The 18,150-nt window shown below is 71.1% G+C and carries 15 protein-coding genes; 9 read left to right on the plus strand and 6 right to left on the minus strand.

Annotated features, from left to right (window positions below):
- The first annotated feature begins 38 nt into the window (after positions 1 to 38).
- Entirely contained in the window at positions 39 to 410 is a 372-nt protein-coding gene (locus AC6CCG_RS26245) for an MmcQ/YjbR family DNA-binding protein (RefSeq protein WP_496657701.1), read from the plus strand.
- A gap of 20 nt (positions 411 to 430) precedes the next feature.
- On the opposite strand, the gene AC6CCG_RS26250 is transcribed toward AC6CCG_RS26245, so the two are convergent.
- Positions 431 to 712, minus strand: a complete 282-nt coding sequence (locus tag AC6CCG_RS26250) for a Fe-S cluster assembly protein HesB (RefSeq protein WP_496657702.1) — start codon at positions 710 to 712, stop codon at positions 431 to 433.
- 160 nt (positions 713 to 872) lie between these two features.
- Between AC6CCG_RS26250 and AC6CCG_RS26255 the strand changes: the two genes are divergently transcribed.
- The 6 genes from AC6CCG_RS26255 (at position 873) to AC6CCG_RS26280 (ending at position 9,221) form a co-directional block, all read left to right on the plus strand.
- Complete coding sequence (locus tag AC6CCG_RS26255) at positions 873 to 1,775, plus strand: hypothetical protein (RefSeq protein WP_496657703.1); 903 nt, start codon at positions 873 to 875, stop codon at positions 1,773 to 1,775.
- Positions 1,776 to 1,817: 42 nt separating this feature from the next.
- A complete protein-coding gene (lplAB, locus tag AC6CCG_RS26260; protein WP_496657704.1) occupies positions 1,818 to 2,864 on the plus strand; it encodes a lipoate-protein ligase LplAB in 1,047 nt (348 codons plus the stop codon).
- Positions 2,865 to 2,886: 22 nt separating this feature from the next.
- Positions 2,887 to 4,620, plus strand: coding sequence for a cation:proton antiporter (locus AC6CCG_RS26265; protein WP_496657705.1), 1,734 nt, complete (start codon positions 2,887 to 2,889; stop codon positions 4,618 to 4,620).
- 150 nt (positions 4,621 to 4,770) lie between these two features.
- The gene (gene treS, locus AC6CCG_RS26270) at positions 4,771 to 7,017 is read left to right on the plus strand and encodes a maltose alpha-D-glucosyltransferase (RefSeq protein WP_496657706.1); all 2,247 of its coding nucleotides are present in this window, start codon (positions 4,771 to 4,773) and stop codon (positions 7,015 to 7,017) included.
- Position 7,018: 1 nt separating this feature from the next.
- Positions 7,019 to 8,449 (plus strand): MocR-like pyridoxine biosynthesis transcription factor PdxR, encoded by a 1,431-nt coding sequence (gene pdxR, locus AC6CCG_RS26275; RefSeq protein WP_496657707.1) that lies wholly within the window; start codon positions 7,019 to 7,021, stop codon positions 8,447 to 8,449.
- A gap of 187 nt (positions 8,450 to 8,636) precedes the next feature.
- Positions 8,637 to 9,221, plus strand: a complete 585-nt coding sequence (locus tag AC6CCG_RS26280; protein ID WP_496657708.1) for a dihydrofolate reductase family protein — start codon at positions 8,637 to 8,639, stop codon at positions 9,219 to 9,221.
- On the opposite strand, the gene AC6CCG_RS26285 is transcribed toward AC6CCG_RS26280, so the two are convergent.
- From AC6CCG_RS26285 to AC6CCG_RS26300, 4 genes are all read right to left on the minus strand, one after another.
- Positions 9,222 to 10,229, minus strand: a complete 1,008-nt coding sequence (locus tag AC6CCG_RS26285) for an RNA polymerase subunit sigma-70 (protein WP_496657709.1) — start codon at positions 10,227 to 10,229, stop codon at positions 9,222 to 9,224.
- Between the two features lie 76 nt (positions 10,230 to 10,305).
- Positions 10,306 to 10,875, minus strand: a complete 570-nt coding sequence (def, locus tag AC6CCG_RS26290) for a peptide deformylase (RefSeq protein WP_496657710.1) — start codon at positions 10,873 to 10,875, stop codon at positions 10,306 to 10,308.
- Positions 10,862 to 11,737, minus strand: a complete 876-nt coding sequence (locus AC6CCG_RS26295; RefSeq protein WP_496657711.1) for an SDR family NAD(P)-dependent oxidoreductase — start codon at positions 11,735 to 11,737, stop codon at positions 10,862 to 10,864. Before AC6CCG_RS26295 ends, def begins: the two co-directional genes overlap by 14 nt.
- On the minus strand, positions 11,737 to 13,242 hold the full coding sequence (locus AC6CCG_RS26300; protein WP_496657712.1) for a flavin-containing monooxygenase: 1,506 nt from the start codon (positions 13,240 to 13,242) through the stop codon (positions 11,737 to 11,739). The genes AC6CCG_RS26295 and AC6CCG_RS26300 overlap by 1 nt, the downstream gene beginning before the upstream one ends.
- A 60-nt stretch (positions 13,243 to 13,302) precedes the next feature.
- Between AC6CCG_RS26300 and AC6CCG_RS26305 the strand changes: the two genes are divergently transcribed.
- The gene (locus AC6CCG_RS26305; protein WP_496657713.1) at positions 13,303 to 14,295 is read left to right on the plus strand and encodes a small ribosomal subunit Rsm22 family protein; all 993 of its coding nucleotides are present in this window, start codon (positions 13,303 to 13,305) and stop codon (positions 14,293 to 14,295) included.
- Positions 14,296 to 14,360: 65 nt separating this feature from the next.
- On the opposite strand, the gene AC6CCG_RS26310 is transcribed toward AC6CCG_RS26305, so the two are convergent.
- Entirely contained in the window at positions 14,361 to 15,779 is a 1,419-nt protein-coding gene (locus tag AC6CCG_RS26310) for an SDR family NAD(P)-dependent oxidoreductase (protein ID WP_496657714.1), read from the minus strand.
- A gap of 175 nt (positions 15,780 to 15,954) precedes the next feature.
- Between AC6CCG_RS26310 and AC6CCG_RS26315 the strand changes: the two genes are divergently transcribed.
- Positions 15,955 to 16,704, plus strand: a complete 750-nt coding sequence (locus AC6CCG_RS26315; protein ID WP_496657715.1) for a class I SAM-dependent methyltransferase — start codon at positions 15,955 to 15,957, stop codon at positions 16,702 to 16,704.
- Positions 16,705 to 18,150 lie beyond the last annotated feature (1,446 nt).

Genomic DNA, 18,150 nt, shown 5'->3' on the forward strand with positions numbered 1-18,150 from the left:
ACCGGCCAACTGTCGGACCGTTCTGGTTCGATGAGGCCGTGGCCGTGACGATTCCGACGTTCCTTCGCCTGGTCGACCTGCTGCCCGAGGTCGAACGGTCCGAGGGACCCGAGTGGACCGGGTTCAAGGTGCACGGGAAGGGCTTCGGCTACCTCTGGGAGCGGACCAGCACGGTCGGCCTGAAGCAGACGATCGCCGAGCAGTTGGCGCTGGTGCACGAGCGGCCGGACGTGTTCGAGGTCCAGTTCACGACCGGGCAGTTCGGCTGGGTGGTGGTTCAGTTGGACGGCATCGAGCCGGACGAGTTGAGCGAGCTCACGTTCGAGGCGTGGCGGTTGACCGCGCCGGCCTGGCTGGTGGACGAGCAGGGGGACCAGCCGCCCCGCCTGCCCGCCCGCCGGCGCAGATGATGATCAGGCCCGCAGCCCGGTCAAGCCTGTTGGCCGAGCCGGAACTGGACGTTGCCCTGATCGTCGATCTGGGCGTCCAGCACCTTGTCGTTCAGGGCAGGGGTGGCGTTCTCGTCGACGAACACCTTCGCGCCGTCGCTCTCCACCACCTGATCGCCGGGCTGCCCGTCGGGCACCGCGGCAATGGCGAAACTTCCGTCTCCGTCGTGACTACTGATCCGGAGGCCGCCTTCCTCGGCTCCCAGTTGTTGGGTGGCAATGGTCTTCACAACGGTGCTTGCGTTCTCGGTCAGGGTGAGCACAGCTCTCCTCGAAGATCGCGGACAGAAAGGGTCCACGCTACGTGTTCCTCCGCACAGATCAACCCGAACCGCCGGATCCGGTCAGGTCCCGCACCAGGTGTCTCGTATTGTGGCGTACGGTTTTCGCCGTTCGGTCGTGGAGAGGTCTGACAAGGTGTCGATGAAAGTCTCCTGGCTCCGCCAGGACGTGTCGCGAGTGGTCTTCCCGCCGGTCTGCCCGGCCACGGGCGAGCCGGCGACGACGAACACGCGGATGCTGTTCCGCAAGGAATGGACCATGTTCCTGCCGGGCATCGGCCGGTTGATCATGAACGCGACCAGCCCGCCGATCGGCCTGATGGTCCCGGTCAGTGAGGCGGTCCGGAGCAAGATCGCGATGTGGCGGCTGGTCACCCTGATCGGCGGCCTCGGCTCGATCGTGCTGGCCTTCGTCCTGGTCGCCGTGCTGCCCTCGCCGATCGGCGCGATCCTGTTCGTGCTGCTCCTGCTCACGGCCTTCGGATCGGTGATCCTGGGCAGCTACCGGTCCGACGTCGTCGGCGCCGACGTGGACGGGCAGACGATCCTGATGACCCGGGCCCACCCGGCCTTCGTCGACGCGTTCTACCGGGCCAACCCGCCCGGCATGATCACGGTGATCATGAACCAGCCGGGACAGCCGCAACCGCCGCAGCCGGTCGGTCCGCCGCAGCAGTACGGGCAGCAGCCGGTCCAGCCGCAGTACGGACAACCCCAGCCGCAGCAGCCGTACCAGCAGCAGTCGTACGGACAGCAGCAGGGCCACCCGCAGCAGCAGAACTACGGGCAACAGCAGCAGGGTTACGGGCAGCAGCAGCCGTACGGACAGCCGTCGCCGCAGTATCAGCAGCAGCCGTACCAGCAGCAGTCGCCGGCACCGCAGGCGCCGCAGCAGCAGCCGTACCCGCAGCAGTACGGACAGCAGCCGCCGCCCGGACCGGTGCTGCCCGGCCAGGGTCCGGTCCGGTCCGCGCCGCCGGCCGAACAGCGCCAGGACTGGCCGCCGGCGCAGAACGGCCGGGAATGGCCCCCGGCCCAGCACTGAGCTGACGAGACACGGAACTGGCGGACGAGGCGGGACTGGGCGATGCACGGGGAATACAAGGTGCCGGGCGGCAAGCTGGTGGCCGCCGATGTCGAGGTCGAGCAGGGCCGGCTGGCGTCGGTCCGCATCTCGGGCGACTTCTTCCTGGAGCCGGACGACGCGCTGGAACGGATCGACGCGGCGCTGACCGGCCTGGCCGTGGACACCCCGGTGGACCGGCTCAGCGAACTGGTGGCGGTCGCGGCCGGTGAGGCCCGGATGATCGGCTTCACCCCGGACGCCGTCGCGATCGCCGTCCGGCGGGCCGTCGGTCGCGCGACCGGCTGGGCCGACCACACCTTCGACATCATCCACGGGGCGGCAGAGACCCCGCCGATGCAGATGGCGCTGGACCAGGTGCTCGCCGAGGCGGTCGCGGAGGAGACCCGGGCGCCGACGCTACGGATCTGGGAGTGGGAGCGCCCGACCGTGGTGATCGGCTCGTTCCAGTCGCTGCGCAACGAGGTCGACACCGATGCCGCGGTGGCCTACGGGGTGACGGTCGTGCGCCGGATCTCCGGTGGCGGCGCGATGTTCATCGAGCCGGGCAACACGATCACGTACTCGCTCTACGTGCCGACGTCGCTGGTCGAAGGGCTCAGCTTCGAGCGCTCGTACGCGTTCCTGGACGACTGGGTGCTCGGCGCGCTGCACGGGCTGGGCATCGACGCCAGCTACGTTCCGCTGAACGACATCGCCTCGCCGGCCGGCAAGATCGGCGGCGCGGCGCAGAAGCGGCTGGCCGCCGGCTCGGTGCTGCACCACGCGACGATGGCGTACGACATCGATGCCGACAAGATGCTGCAGGTGCTCCGGATCGGCCGGGAGAAGCTGTCCGACAAGGGCACCAAGAGCGCCAACAAGCGGGTCGATCCGCTGCGCAGCCAGACCGGGCTGTCCCGGGCCGCGATCATCGAGGCCTACAAGGACCACTTCCGATCCCGGTACGACACCCAGGATGCCGAGATCACCCCGGCCGAGCGAGCCCGGGCGGAGCAGTTGGTCGAGGAGAAGTTCGGCACCACAGAGTGGCTCCACCGGGTTCCCTGATCCGGTCATTACTGTCCTGTACGTGGACGGTGCGCAGCTTCTCCTGGTGGTGATCGCCGCGATCGTGGTGACGGCGGTGGCGCATCGGCGCGGCCTGCAGACCCCACTGATCCTGGTCGTGGTCGGGACGGCGGTCTCGTTCGTCCCGGGCCTGCCGCGGTTCGAGGTCGAACCCGAGTTGATCTTGAGCTTCGTCCTGCCGCCGCTGCTCTACTCCACGGCGCTGGAGTTCTCGCTGATCCACTTCCTGCGCAACCTGCGGCCGATCCTCGGGCTCGGGATCCTGCTGGTGGTGGCGACCACGCTGGTCGTCGGCGGCGCCGCGAACATCATGGTCAACGAGCTCACCCTCGGCGCGGCCCTGGTGCTGGGCGCCGTGGTGGCGCCGCCGGACGCCGTCAGCGCGGTGGCGATCGGGCGGCGGCTCGGCCTGTCCAAACGGGTGATGACGATCCTGACCGGGGAGAGCCTGGTCAACGACGCCGCGGCACTGACGCTGTTCACCATCACGACGGTCGCGGTCACCCAGCAGACCGCGTTCATCGAGAGTCCGGTCCTGTTCTTCGGGTACGGCGCCGTCGTGGGCCTCCTGGTCGGGCTGGTGCTGGCGGTGATCGTGCTGCAGACCCGGAGCCGGCTGGACAACGCCGGCCTGGAGACGGTGCTCGGCCTGGTGGTCCCGTTCGCCGCGTACCTGCTCGCCGAGGAACTGCATGCCTCCGGCGTCGTCGCGGTGGTCGCCGCGGGCTTCCTGGTCGGGCACAACTCGGACCGGACCGGGGTGGCGACGCGGATGCAGGAACGCGACGTCTGGCGGGCCGTCTCGGTGCTGCTGGAGGCGTTCGTGTTCGCCTACATGGGGCTGCAGGTCAAGTTCGTCCTGGACGACGTGGTGGCCGAGGGCCGGCCGATCGGCGGCGTGCTGCTGGCCGCGCTCGGCGTCCTGCTGGTGGTGATCTTGGTCCGGATCGCCTGGGTCCTGCTCGACCACGCCCGGCTGGTCGGCCAGGCCCGGTTGGGTCGCTGGTTCCTGCGCGACCGGCCCAACGCCAGGAAGGCGATCAGACAGGCCCGGCACCGGGAGGGCCAGCTGCCGCCCGAACAGCGGGTGCTGCCGCTCAAGTCGGATCTGGTGATCTCCTGGACGGGCATGCGCGGCGTGGTGACCCTGGCCGCGGCCGCCGGTATCCCGGCGGTGACCGCGTCCGGTGCCGAGTTCCCCGGCCGGGCGACGATCCAGGTGATCGCGCTGGTCGTCGCGATCGGGACGCTGCTGATCCAGGGCGCGACGCTGCCCGCGTTCATCCGCAGCCTCAAGCTGGACCCGGCCGCCGAGGAGGCGTACACCGAACAGCAGCACCGGCATGCTCAGCAGGTGATCCAGCAGGCCGGCCAGGACACGATGCGGGAATTGTTCGCCAAACTGGCCGAGAAGAAGGGATCCGGCATCGACCCGGCCGCCGTCGAGGCGTTCGCGGCCCGGTTCGCCGAGGCGCAGCGAGCCCGGCAGCGGGTCGTGGATGATCTTGAACCGGCCGAGGGCGACGGCGATCCGGACGGGAGGTTCGACGCGAAGCGGCAGCTGATGGCGGGGCAGTTCCAGCAGGCCCGGCTGGAGATGGTCCGGGCCCAGCGGCGGGCGCTGACCGCGGAGCGGGACGCGTTCCGCCTGGATGACGATGTGTATCGAGAATTGATCGAGCAGCTCGATCTGGACGAGGCCTCGGTCGAAGCCAGGGTTTCGTCGCGGCTCTGACGGGGAACTTGATGATCTTTCGCCCGGTTCTGATGATCTTGGGCGGGCGGCGCGGCCGGTTTGGGGGTTTCGAACCGGCTCGCCTGCAGTAGCGTTGGTGATGAACCATGCGGGAGCGACGACCATGTCGCCTGGGCGGAAGGGACTTGCGTGGCGGAGGAGGCATACACACCCGACGACGAGGTCGTCCAGCCGCGCGACGAGACACCGACGAGCGAGATCACCTACGACGAACAGTTCTATCCGGCCCGCCCGCAACGCCTGCGGCCGCGGGCCAGGCTGCGTGATCTCTACGCGCTCCGGCCGCGGACGCCGCGCAACGGCAAGCCGTCCGGTGACAACCCGGCCTACGTCGCCTGGCTGCGCGAGGAGTCGATGCTCGGCGACGCGACGGCGATCGCGGGCCAGTTCTCGGGGCTGGGCAGCATGTGGCAGAACCCGTACGCGCACCCGGATCCGCGGGCCGCGATCGACAAGGCCTCGGTCTGGTTCACCGCGTACCCGATCTCGTTGATCACCGCGCCCGGCCGCTCCTTCCTCGGCACCCTCGGCGACGACGACCTGTGGCGGGCGTTCGAGAAGATCGGCATCAAGGCCGTGCACACCGGGCCGGTGAAGCGGGCCGGCGGCCTGACCGGCTGGGACGCGACGCCGACCGTGGACGGTCATTTCGACCGGATCAGCACCCAGATCGACGAGCAGTTCGGCACCGAGGAGGAGTTCCGTACGCTCTGCGAGGTGGCCTCCTCGCACGGCGGTACGGTGATCGACGACATCGTCCCCGGGCACACCGGGAAGGGCGCCGACTTCCGGCTGGCCGAGATGAAGGTCGGCGACTACCCGGGCGTCTATCACATGGTCGAGATCGCGCCGGAGGACTGGCATCTGCTGCCCCGGGTGCCGCACGGCCGGGACTCGATCAACCTCGACGCCGAGACCGAGGACCAGCTGGCCAAGGCCGGTTACATCATCGGCCAGATGCAGCGGGTGATCTTCTACGACCCGGGCATCAAGGACACCAACTGGAGCGCCACCGACGTCGTCCTCGGCGAAGACGGCGTGGAACGGCGCTGGGTCTACCTGCACTACTTCAAGGAGGGCCAGCCGTCGATCAACTGGCTGGACCCGACCTTCGCCGGGATGCGGCTGGTGATCGGCGACGCGCTGCACTCGCTGGGCGACCTCGGCACCGGCGCGCTGCGGCTGGACGCGAACGGCTTCCTCGCCGTGGAGAAGACGACCGAGGGAGCGCCCGCCTGGTCCGAGGGCCATCCGCTGTCCGAGGCGGCGAACCAGTTCATCGCCTCGATGGTGCGCAAGGTGGGCGGCTTCACGTTCCAGGAGCTGAACCTGACCATCGACGACATCAAGGCGACCTCGGAGCGGGGCGCCGACCTGTCGTACGACTTCGTCAACCGGCCCGCCTACCACCACGCGTTGGCCACCGCCGACACCGAATTCCTCCGGCTCACCATGAACCTGGCGCTGACGATGGGCGTGGCCCCGGTCGGGCTGGTGCACGCCTTGCAGAACCACGACGAGATGACGTACGAACTCGTCCACTTCGCCACCCTGCACGCTGAGGACGCGTTCGCCTTCCGCGGCGGCGAGATCAGCGGGGCCGAGCTGGCCGTGACGATCCGGCAGGAGCTGACCGACCGGCTGGCCGGCGACGCGGCGCCGTACAACGCGACCTTCACCACCAACGGGATCGCCTCCACGCTGGCGACGATCATCGCCGCCACGCTCGGCGTCACCGACCTGGACGAGATCACCCCGGCCGAGGTCGAGACGATCAAGCGGGCGCACCTGCTGCTGGCCGCGTTCAACGCCTGGCAGCCGGGCGTCTTCGCCTTGTCCGGTTGGGATCTGTGCGGCCTGCTGACGCTGCCGCGCAAGCAGGTGGAGCCGCTGCTGGCCACCGGTGACACCCGGTGGATCCACCGTGCGGCGTACGACCTGATGGACTACCAGCCACACGCTTTGCAGTCCGGTTCGCAGATGCCGCGCGGGGTCAGCCTGTACGGGGGACTGCCGGCCCAGCTGGAGGATCCGGACTCGTTCGTGTCCGGGCTGGCGGCGATCCTGCGGGTCCGCAAGCGGTACCGGATCGATGTCGCGGAGCAGCTGGACGTGCCGCAGGTCTCGCAGCGGGCGATGCTGGTGATGGTGCACGGGCTGGAGGGCGACGCGCGCCAGGTGACCGTGCTCAACTTCTCCGACGAACCGATCGCCGGCAACGTCCTGTCCGAACATCTGATCCCGGGCGCGCCGGTGATCGACATGATGACGGACAAGATCATCGGCGAGGTGGACGACCTGCACAGCTTCCCGGTGATCCTGGACCCGTACCAGGGGCTGTCGTTGTTGATCAATCCGCCGGCCGACCCGGCCTGACGTGGCCGACCGGGCGCCGCGGCTGGCCTGGGACCTGGTCCTGGACCTGTCCGGGGCCGACGAGGGCCCGCTCTACCAACGGCTGGCGCGCGCCCTGCGGGCCGCGATCCGGAACGGTCGGCTGCCGGGGGACACGGCGCTGCCGCCGAGCCGTACCCTCGCGGCGGAGTTGGGCATCTCCCGGGCCACCGTCACCGAGGCGTACGGCCAGCTCACGGCGGAGGGCTACCTGACCGCCCGGAGCGGCTCGGCCACCCGGGTCCGGCCCGGCCTGGTCTGGCAGGCGGAGGCCGAACCGGTCGCCGATCCCGACCCGCGGCCGTGGCGGATCGATCTCGGCCCGGGCATCGCCGACCTGAATGCCTTCCCGCGCACCGGCTGGGCCGAGGCGATGCGGCGGGCGGTGAGCCTGTTGCCGGCGGGGGAGCTGGCCGCGGCCTATCCGGCCGGGCATCCGCGCGCCCGGCGGGCTGTGGCGGGCTATCTGCGCCGGGCCCGGGACGCGTACGCCGACGCGGCCGGGACCCTGCTGGTGCCGAGCGCGAGTGCCGGGATGAGCGCCCTGGCCGAAGCCCTGGTGCGGGCCGGGCTGACCGAGATCGCGGTCGAGGACCCGAGCTGGGGCCGGCTGCGGCAGCTCTGCGCGCGGCACGGTCTGACCCCGCGGCCGGTGCCGGTCGACGCCGACGGCCTGCTGGTGGACCGGCTGCCCTGGCTCCCCGGCGTGCGGGCCGTGTTGATCACGCCGGCCCACCAGTTCCCGTCCGGGGTGGCACTGTCGCCGGCCCGCCGGGCCGCGCTGCTGGCCTGGTGCCGCGACGTCGACGGCTTGATCATCGAGGACGACTACGACGCGCCGTTCCGCTACGACCGGGCCCAGGTCGCTTCCCTGCAAGGGATGGCGCCGGACCGGGTGGCCCTGCTCGGCTCGGTCTCGAAGACCCTGTCGCCGGCCCTCGGGCTGGGCTGGGTGGTGCCGCCGCCGGACTGGATCGAGCCGGTCGCGGCGGCCCTGGACGGGCTCGGGCCGTCCACCGTGGACGCGGTGGCCTTCGCCGAGTTCATCGAGTCCGGTCGCTACGACCAGCAGCTGCGGCGGCTGCGGCTGTCGTACCGGAAACGGCGGGACCGACTGGTCGAACGGCTCGCCGCCGAACTGCCCGACCTGCCGGTGACCGGCCTCAGCGCCGGACTCCATCTGGTGCTCGGGCTGCCGGCCGGGACCGACGTCCCCGACCTGGTCCGACGCGCGGCGGCGGCCGACCTGCATCTGGTCGACCATGATCGTTACCGGGCCGCCGACCGGCCGCCCGACCCGCCGGCCCTGGTCCTCGGCTACGGCAACCTGCGCGACGCCCAGGTCGTGCCCGCCGTCCGCCTGCTCCGCGAGCTGCTGGCCAACCGCACCCGTACCTCCACCACTGCGTCGTGACTGGGGCCGGTCGGTTTTTCACGTTACGTGAAAAACCGTCGCTTTACCCGAGAAGTTTCTCTGGTAAAGCGACAGGAAGTGTGGGGTAGCGGGCCTGAGGACGGCCGGGCGAGCCGGGCGGACCGATCAGCACTCGGCGCCACGACCGTCTGTACCTGTGCAGACCGACTCAGGAAAGGCTGACGCCATGCGAAAACTGACCTTCGCCATGAATGTGACCCTGGACGGCTACATCGCCGCGCCGGGCGACGACCTCGGCTGGAGCGGTGGTGACGGGCCCGACTCGTCCTCGAGCGAGGAGCTGTTCCGGTGGTGGTCCGACCGGGTGGCGGCGACCGGGCTGTCGCTGTACGGCCGCAGGCTGTGGCAGCTGATGAGCTCCGACTGGCCGAGGGCGGACCAGCAGCCGGGGGCGACTCCGGCGGTGCGCGAGTTCGCGCGTCGCTGGCGCGAGATGCCGAAGGTCCTGTTCTCCTCGACGGTCGACCGGGTCGACTGGAACACCCGCCTTTTCACCGGCGACGCGGTCGCCGAGATCAGCCGGCTCAAGGCCGAGGACGGCGGCTCGATGGACATCGCCGGTGCGACGCTCGCCGGCGCGGCGATGCGGGCCGGGCTGATCGACGAGTACGTCCTCGTCACCGTGCCGGTCCTGGTGGGCGGCGGCACGCCGTACTTCACCGCCCTGGACCACTGGGTGAACCTCACCCTGGCCGAGACCCGGACGTTTCCGGGCGGCATCCTGATGACCCGGTACGAGACCAGGCGCTGATCACAGGGTCGGGGACAGCCCCAGCCACGGCTTGCCGGCGGCGTCGAAACCGGTGAGCTCGGCGATCCTCCCGTCGACGACGCGCAGCACCGCGAGGGTGAAGAGCCGATACACCGGGTCGTCCGGGATGCGGCGGTACAAGGCGGCGGCGGGCATCCGGTTGACGGTGGTCGTGACGCCGCGCCAGTCGTCGTAGCCGGGCCCGAACAGCCCGCCGGCCACCCAGCCGTCGACGGCGTGCTCGGCCGTGCCGGTCGTGGTGCCCGCCTCGGGCAGCATCACGAAGTGCAGGTCATCCCGCAACAGGGACGCCAACCCGGCGAGGTCGTTGCGCTGATGGGCGTCGACGTATCGCTTCAGCACGCCGCGCTCGTCGTCGGTCAGCTCGCGGCCGGCGGGGCGCCGCCAGTCGAGGCGACGGTCCGGCAGCCGCTCGCGGATCGTCACCCGGGCCCGCTGCAGCGCGCTGGTCACGGAGGCGACGGTCAGGTCGAGAGCCTCGGCGGCCGTCGCCGCCGGCCAGCCGAGGACGTCGCGCAGGATGAACACGGCCCGCTGTCGCGGCGGCAGGTGCTGCACGGCGACGATGAACGCCAGCTCGATCGTCTCCCGCGCCACCGCCGACTCCTGCGGGTCCGCCGGCAGCATCCGGTCGGGGTACGGCTGCAGGTACAGCACCTCGGAGTCGGGGTCGGTCAGCCCGGACGGCACCGGCGTACGGTCGTTGCGCTTGGCCAGGAAGTCGAGGCAGGCGTTCGTCGCGATCCGGTACAGCCAGGTCCGGACGGCGGCGTGACCCTGGAACGAGGCCCGCTTGTTCCAGGCGCGCAGGAACGTCTCCTGGGTCAGGTCCTGGGCATCCTCGTAGTTCGCGAGCATCCGGTAGCAGTGCACCTGCAGCTCACGCCGGTGGCGCTCCGTCAGGAGGGCGAACCGCGACGTGTCGTCCGAGCGAGCCGCCGCGATGAACGCGGCCTCGTCGGTGCCCGGCGGTCCGGCGTCGGTCATGGTCGTCCATCCTTCCATCGGTACGAGAGCTCGCAGGGAAGGGACGACGGGACGGGGGATTTCTGATCGGTCCGGATCAGGGAGCGTCGGTGACCGGCCAGTCGGCGGGGAAGCGATCGGCGTAGCGGGCGGCTGCGCGGTGCAGCTCCTTGCGGCGGCGGGTCGGCAGGCGGTCGCCGTACACGGTGCCGTTGGTGTGGTCGGTCTCGTGCTGCAGGCAGCGGCCCAGGGTGCCGCCGCCGGTGACCACCACCGGCTCGCCGAACTGGTCCTGGCCGCGGCAGGTGGCGTACTCGGGCCGGGACACGTCGGCCTCGCCGCCGGGCAGCGACAGGCAGCCCTCGCCGAGCGTGATCAGGCTGCGCCGGCCGGGCGGGTCCAACACCGGGTTGCAGACCACGCCGACCCGGCGTTCCCAGGTCTGGTCCGGGCAGTCGTAGACGAACACGGCGAGGTCGACGCCGATCTGCTGGGCGGCGAGCCCGGCGCCGTTCGCGGCCCGGTTGGTGGCGAACATGTCGGCCAGCAGTTGCTGGAGCTCGGGCCCGAAGTCGGTGACCGGCTGCGCGGGCCGGTGCAGGACGGGATCGCCCCAGCGGACGATCGGCCGGGGACGGCCCAGGCGGAGCAACTCAGCGATCGGCATCGGACCATCGTGCAGCATCGGAGTCCGGTTCCGCTCGGCCACCCCGGGACCCGAGCCGGTGCAGCAGGGCGAGCGCCCGCGGGTAGCGGCCGGGCGTGAGCCGGGCGAGCAGGTCGGGCACCGTCGCGCTGGCGCCGATCAGCAGCCGCGGCCGGCGGCGTTCGACGGCCCGGATGATCATGGTCGCGGCCCGGTCGGCCGGGAAGGTGAGCAGCCGGTCGAAGTCGTCCAGGTCGGTGCCGGCCGGGTCCGGCGGCAATGCGATGGCGCGGCGGGCGGAGCGGGCGATCCCGGTCCGGATGCCGCCCGGATGGACCACCGTGACGCCGACGGTCGGCGCCAGCTCGGCGCGCAGGGCCTCGGTGAAGCCGCGGACCGCGAACTTGCTGGTGGCGTAGGCCGCCTGCCCGGCCGGCGCGATCAGGCCGAACAGGCTGGACAGGTTGACCAGGTGCGAGCCCGGGTTGGACCGCAGCACCGGGATCAGCGCACGACAGAGGGTCACGGTCGCGCGCAGGTTGATCGCCAGCACCCAGTCGAACTCCTCGGCGCTGACCTGCTCGAAGTCGCCGACCAGGGCGACGCCGGCGTTGTTGATCAAGAGCCGGCAGCCCGGGTGGTCCCGGGCCAGGCCGGCGGCCAGTTGCTCGGTCGCGTCCGGGTCGGCGAGGTCGGCCAGGTAGCCGGTCACCGTGGTCCGGTCCCGGACCGCGGCGGTCACCCGGTCCAGCCCGGCGGCGTCCCGGTCGACGAGGACCAGGGACAGGCCGCGGTCCGCGAGCTGGTACGCCAGCTGTTCGCCGATCCCGGCCGCGGCGCCGGTGACGATCGCCGTCCCGTTGCCGAAGGTGAACGGTGCCATCAGTGATCACCGGCCGGGGCTCGTTCATGATCAACAGCGGGGCGTTCCCGATCGGCGGCAGTGGCCCGGCGGAACCGGAGCACGCCGTCGCGGAGGGGCCGGAACCGCAGCGGCCACAGTTCGCGCAGGTAGTTCTGGTGGATCAGCCACGGCGACCTTCGACCCTGTCGGGGCAGCGCGCCGGCGGCCCGTTCCACGTAGCCGGACCTGAGATCGAGCAGCGGCCGGTCGCTCGGCTCGCCACCGGGCGGCGTGGCGACGACCCGGTCGTAGCCGCGCCGGTCCATCAGCCGGAGCAGCCGGGCGACGTAGCCGTTCACGAGATCGGCGCGCAGCGTCCAGGAGGCATTGACGTAGCCGATCACCAGGCTGAGGTTCGGCACCCCGCCGAGCATCACGCCGCGGTACGTCACCGTACGGCCCGGATCGACCGGGACGCCGTCGACGCTGAGCCGGATCCCGCCCGCCATCCGGACCCGGAGGCCGGTCGCGGTGACGATCAGGTCGGCGTCCAGGTCGCGCCCGGAGCGCAGCCGCAGTCCGGCCGGGGTGAAGGTGTCGATCCGGTCGGTGACCACCTCGACCCGGCCCTCGTTGATGGCCCGGAACAGGTCGCCGTCCGGGACCACGCAGAGCCGCTGGTCCCACGGCTGGTACGGCGGCGTGAAGTGGGTGTCCAGGTCGTACGGCTCCGGCAGCGCGTGCCGCAGCCCGCGGCGGAGCCGCGCCTTCATCTCCTCCGGGCGGCGCCGGGACAACTGGTAGGAGGCCTGCGTCAGCAGCAGGTTCCGCCAGCGGACCAGCCACGGTCTGAGCCGGGACGGCAGCCAGCCGGGCAGTTGTTCGGCGAACGGGTCGTCCCGCGGTTGGGAGACCACGTAGCTCGGGGTCCGCTGCACCATGATCACCTTCGCGGCGGTCCGGGCCAGTGCCGGGACCAGCGTCATCGCGGTGGCGCCGCTGCCGATGACGATCACCCGCCGGCCCCGGTGATCGAGATCGTCCGGCCACTGCTGCGGATGGACGATGGAGCCCCGGAAGGCCTCCTCGCCGGGGAAAGCGGGACGGTGGCCGGCCGCGAAGTCGTAGTAGCCGGAGCACAGCGCGAGCCAGCGGCAGGAGAGCGTCCGGCGTTCGGCGCCGTGCTCGACGGTCACCGTCCAGCGCGCCGCGGTGTCGTCCCAGTCGGCGGCCAGCACCCGGTGGCCGAACCGGATCTCGCCGTCCACGCCGAACTCGCGCGCGGTGTCCTCGAGGTAGCGCCGGATCGAGGCGCCGTCGGCGATCGCCCGCGGCCCGCGCCACGGCCGGAACGCGTAGCCGAGGGTGAACATGTCCGAGTCCGAACGAACCCCCGGATAGCGGAACAGGTCCCAGGTGCCACCGATCCGGTCCCGGGCCTCGAGCACCGCGAACGTCCGGCCCGGGCTGCGGCACCGGAGCTGACAGGCGGCCCCGACGCCGGAGATTCCCGCGCCGACGATGATCACGTCGAGCTGCTCCATCCCTTTATCGTAAGGTCGGAGGCCCAGCCGGGGCTCGAGTCGATCATGAAGGACGGTGCGGTGCAGTCACTGCCGGAACCGCTGGCCACGGGCCTGGAACGGCTGGCCGGTTCGCTGCCGACCGGTCGGCTGGCCGAGCTGACCGGCCGGTTGATCGACCGCTACCAGGCCGATCGGCCCGCGCCGGCGGGCGCGCCGATCGTGGCGGCCGAGGAGCAGGCCGCCGCCTACGCGCTGTACCGGATGCCGGCCACCTTCGCCGCCGTCCGGTCCGCCTTGGAGCAGGCCGCGGCGGCGCTGCCGGACTTCCGGCCGGAGCGGCACGTCGATCTCGGCGGTGGCACCGGGGGAGCGGTCTGGGCGGCGGCCGAGACCTGGCCCGGGATCACCGAGCACCGGGTGATCGAACAAGCGCCGGCGATGATCACTGTCGGGCGCCGGCTGGTCGCCGACGTGGGCGGCCCGATCGGGGGCACCGGCTGGACCCGGTCCCTGCTGGACGAGTCGTTGACCTTGCCTGACGCGGACCTGATCACGCTCTCGTACGTGCTCGGCGAGCTGGACCCGGAGTCGCGCCGGACCATGATCACCAAGCTGGCCGGCAGCGGGGCCACCCTCGCGATCATCGAGCCGGGGACCAAGGCCGGCTACCGGCGGATCCTGGACGCCCGCGAGCAGGTGATCACCGGCGGGCTGCGGATCGCCGCGCCCTGTCCGCACGACCTGGCCTGCCCGCTGGCCGGCGTTGACTGGTGCCACTTCGCCGTCCGGATCGGGCGCTCGGCCACTCACCGGTTGATCAAGAACGCCGAGTTGTCGTACGAGGACGAGAAGTTCAGCTATCTGGTCGCGACCCGGCAGCCGGTCGCTCCGGCGGCGGCCCGGATCGTCCGGCATCCCGGCTACGCCAAGGGACAGGTTGACCTGACCCTGTGCACGCAACCGCCGGGGATCGAGCGGACCAAGATCACGAAGCGGGGGAGAGATGACTACCGGAAGGCCAGGAAGGTCGAGTGGGGCGACCCCTGGGGCCAAGGCCACAACGCTCCCTGAGCTTGTCGAAGGGCAGGCCACATCTCGCCTGGCCCTTCGACAGGCTCAGGGCACGGATCAACGGATCAGCCGTTCTCGAGCGCGGCCGGGCCTTCCGAACGGCGGATGTCGATCACGTGGCCGGACTGGCCGGAGAGCAGCACGTCCAGCGACTGCCGGGCCACCTCCTCGGAGGTGAGCAGCGTGCCGGGCGGTTCCTCGCCGAACGCCTTGGTCCGCATCGGCGTGCCGGTCCGTTCCGGGTTCAGGCAGTTCACCCGTACCCCGGCGTCGGCCCACTCGTCGGCCAGCGCCTGGGTCAGGTTGACCACTGCCGCCTTAGCCGACGAATAGAGCGAATAGCCCGACCGGCCCCGCGTGTACGAGGACGAGGTGAACAGCAGCAGCGACCCGTGGCTCGCGGCCAGGTGCGGGAAGAACTCCTGGGCGATGAACACCGGCGCCAGGTAGTTGATCTCCGTCGCCGCGTACACCGCCTCTTCCGAGTACTCGGCCAGCTCGCCGAGCGGCAGGATGCCGGCCGTGTTGACCACGAAGTCGACCCGGCCGTCCTTCGCGATGACCTCCTCGGCCGCCTTGGTGATGTCGGCCCGCCGCTCGACGTGGGTGTCGGTGGAGGACCGGGAGAACGCGCGGACCGTGGCGCCGTAGCCGGCCGCCAGTTCGGCGATGTCGTGGCCGATCCCGTACGAGCCGCCGAAGACGACCATGATCTTCCCGGCCAGCCGGCGCCGGTACTCGTCGTCACTGAGCGGCTCCGGCCGATCGGCCGAGGCGAGCTGGAACAGCTTGTCGGCCAGGGAGATGTCGATCGGCTCGGTGACCTTCATGTTGCGCTCGTGGCCGGCCACGACGGCGATCTCCACCTCCGGCAGGTAGCGCAGCACGACGGTGCAGTCGTCGGTGGCCATGAAGTTCGGGTCCTCGGCCGCCTTCGCGTACGCGGCCCGGATGGTGGAGAGCCGGAACGACTGCGGCGTCTGGCCGCGCCGGAGAAGATGCCGGGGGAGCACGTCGACCATCCGGGCACCCGGATCGTCGACCATGATCACCGTGTCCGCCGACGGGATCGCCGTGTCGACCGCCTGATGGGTCCGCAGCGCCTCGACGTTGGCCGCGATGATCGTCTGCGACACCAGCGGCCGGACCGCGTCGTGCAGCAGCACGTTGCAGTCCTCCTCGCCGAGCGCGTTCAGCGCGATCGCGGTGGTGTCGTTGCGGGTGCCGCCCGCGCCGGCGCCCTCGAGGATCTGGCTGACCTTGTCGTAGCCGCCCTTCTTGACGATGGCCCGGATCTCGTCGAGATAGCCCGGGGTCATCAGCACGAGGATCTCGTCGATCAGCGGCGACGCCTGGAAGGTGGCCAGGGTGTGCTCGATGATCGGCTTCCCGGCGACCTTGATCAACTGTTTGGGGATGCTCATGCCGACCCGGGTACCGATGCCTCCGGCCAGGATCACGGCGACGTTACGCAAGCTTGTCACCGGACGAACTCTAGCGGGGTCCCCGCGGCGTTGTCGGAGGAGCGCAGCGGGGGAGACAACGTCGTGGGGTGCTCTTACTGTTCCGCCGTCGGACATGGGGAACACACTCGCGCGTCACCTGGACGTCGCCGCGTGGGCCCCACCGGGACACCTTGCGCCGCGATACCGTTGCTCGATGAAGTCCCTGGAGGTGCTGGCGGAGGTCCATCGGCGGCTGCAGCCGGAGCGCTACCTGGAGATCGGGGTACGGCAGGGGCACAGCCTGGCCCTGGCGCGCTGCCAGGCGGTCGGGATCGATCCGCAGTACGCCATCGAGGCCGAGCTGCGCTGCGACGTGGCCCTGTTCCGGACCACCAGCGACGACTACTTCAACCGGCCCGACCCGCTGGAACCGACCGGTGGGCGGCCGTTCGACCTGGCGTACGTGGACGGGCTGCACCTCTTCGAATTCGTCCTCCGGGACGTGATCAACGTCGAGCGCTGCAGCACCCCGCGGGGCGTGATCCTGCTCGACGGCGTACTGCCGCGCAACGTCGACGAGGCCGCCCGGGTGCGGCACACCGGCGTCTGGACCGGCGACGCGTACCAGCTGATCGGAGTGCTGCGGACCTACCGGCCGGACCTCGCTGTCGTACCGCTGGCCACCGAGCCGACCGGAATGCTGCTGCTGGCCGGTCTGGACCCGGCCAACACCGTCCTCGCCTCCCGCTACGACCAGATCGTCTCCGAGTTCCGGGCCACCGACCCGCAGCAGGTCCCGGCCGACCTGATCGACCGCTTCGACGCCCAGCCCGCCCGCCGTGTGCTCGACTCCGACCTCTGGGCCGTCCTCCGCAACGCGGCGCCGGACGATGGTCCGGTGATGATCCAACAGCAGGTCGCCGGCTGCCTGGCCGGCCACCTCGGCCCCGCCTACGCCCGCTGACCAACCGCCGACCGGTCAGAAAAGCAGCGGATTTCACGGCGTGTCGCTGCGGAAGTGACTGGTCGGCGGAGCGGGTTCCAGACGGCCGGGAGACTGCCGTCGGTCGGCGGAGCGGGTTTCAGCCGGCCGGGAGACTGCCGTCGGTCGGCGGAGCGGATATCCGTTGGTCGGCGGAGCGGACTGCCGTTGGCCGCTGAGCGGATTTCCGTTGGCCGGCTGAGCGGATTTCCGTTGGTCGGCGGCGGTGCGATCGCCAGGCCTACGCGGGCTCCCGCGGGGCGGATGGGTACGGCCGGTCGAGTCGGGTTCGGGTGCGGTCGATCAAGTGCGGCGTGACTTCGATCGGGCGGGATCGCGGAAGCGGCCGGAGCCGCGCGTGGATGTCACAGCTTCAACGCTCGCGCCCAGATCGGTCGGAATCCGCCACCTTGGCGACGTGCTCCGCGGTTACTCGGGGCCCACGCTGCTGGGTCGCTGGTGCTCGGCGAGGTGCCGGCCGTCGCGCGAATGTCACAGAATTGACGCTCGACGCGCCGAGACCGGCCGGAATCCGCATTCCCGACCTGTTCCGCGTCAGATCTGTGTCACTCGCCTCACCGGCGGGAGCGATGGAGCGCCGGCGAGGACGCCGCCGCGACTGGTTGGGCGCGCCGACGAGGGTGTTCGGGTGGCGCCGAAGCCGCTGCAATCGGTAGGGCGACGTGGGGTTTGGGCTGACGCCACGATCCGTAGGGCGTGTTGACGAGGGGTTTGGGCTGGGGCCGTGGACGCCTCGACCGGTTGGGCGCGTCGACGCGGGGGAGGCGGAGTGGCGCGTGGATGCCCCGATCGGTCGGGCGTGCATCGAGGGGCGGTGGGCCGGCACGTGGACGCCGCGATCAGTTAGGCGTGCCGACGAGGGTGTTCGGGCGGTGCGTGGTCGTCGCGATCGGTCGGGGCGCTGACGAGGGTGTTCGGGGTGGCGCCGTGGACGGCCCGATCGGTCGGGCGTGCCAATGGGGTTTCGGTGGTGCGTGGTCGTCGCGATCGGTCGGGGGCGCCGACGAGGGTGTTCGGGGTGGCGCCGTGGACGGCCCGATCGGTCGGGCGTGCCAATGGGGTTTCGGTGGCGCGTGGACGTCGCGATCGGTCGGGCGCGCCGAGAGCGTTCGGGTGCCGCCGTGGACGCCGCCATCGGTGGACGCCGCCATCGGTGGGCGCCGGCGCCGGCGTGCGGTGGACGCCGTGATCGGTTGGGCGCCCACGATGGTTGCCACTCCCGCCGGACAGGGCCGAACGCGGAGCACCACGACCCCTCACCCCCGCCGATCGACTGGTCACTTCTGCAGCGACACGCCGCGGCGGAATCTCGGGGTGAGTGCAACACGGCCTAGATGGGGTGTGTTGTGGGTGGTTCGTGGTTTGGTGCTCGGCCGGGGTTTTCCCGGCGGGTTCAGCGGGTGTTCT

The sequence above is a fragment of the Microlunatus sp. YIM B11417 genome, from assembly GCF_059617205.1.

Excerpts from the sequence above, each read along its gene's own strand:
- AC6CCG_RS26255 (WP_496657703.1), top strand. The coding sequence starts at position 873 with ATGAAAGTCTCCTGGCTCCGCCAGGACGTGTCGCGAGTGGTCTTCCCG.
- lplAB (WP_496657704.1), top strand. The coding sequence starts at position 1,818 with ATGCACGGGGAATACAAGGTGCCGGGCGGCAAGCTGGTGGCCGCCGAT.
- AC6CCG_RS26280 (WP_496657708.1), top strand. The coding sequence starts at position 8,637 with ATGCGAAAACTGACCTTCGCCATGAATGTGACCCTGGACGGCTACATC.
- AC6CCG_RS26285 (WP_496657709.1), bottom strand. The coding sequence starts at position 10,229 with ATGACCGACGCCGGACCGCCGGGCACCGACGAGGCCGCGTTCATCGCG.
- def (WP_496657710.1), bottom strand. The coding sequence starts at position 10,875 with ATGCCGATCGCTGAGTTGCTCCGCCTGGGCCGTCCCCGGCCGATCGTC.
- AC6CCG_RS26295 (WP_496657711.1), bottom strand. The coding sequence starts at position 11,737 with ATGGCACCGTTCACCTTCGGCAACGGGACGGCGATCGTCACCGGCGCC.
- AC6CCG_RS26300 (WP_496657712.1), bottom strand. The coding sequence starts at position 13,242 with ATGGAGCAGCTCGACGTGATCATCGTCGGCGCGGGAATCTCCGGCGTC.
- AC6CCG_RS26315 (WP_496657715.1), top strand. The coding sequence starts at position 15,955 with ATGAAGTCCCTGGAGGTGCTGGCGGAGGTCCATCGGCGGCTGCAGCCG.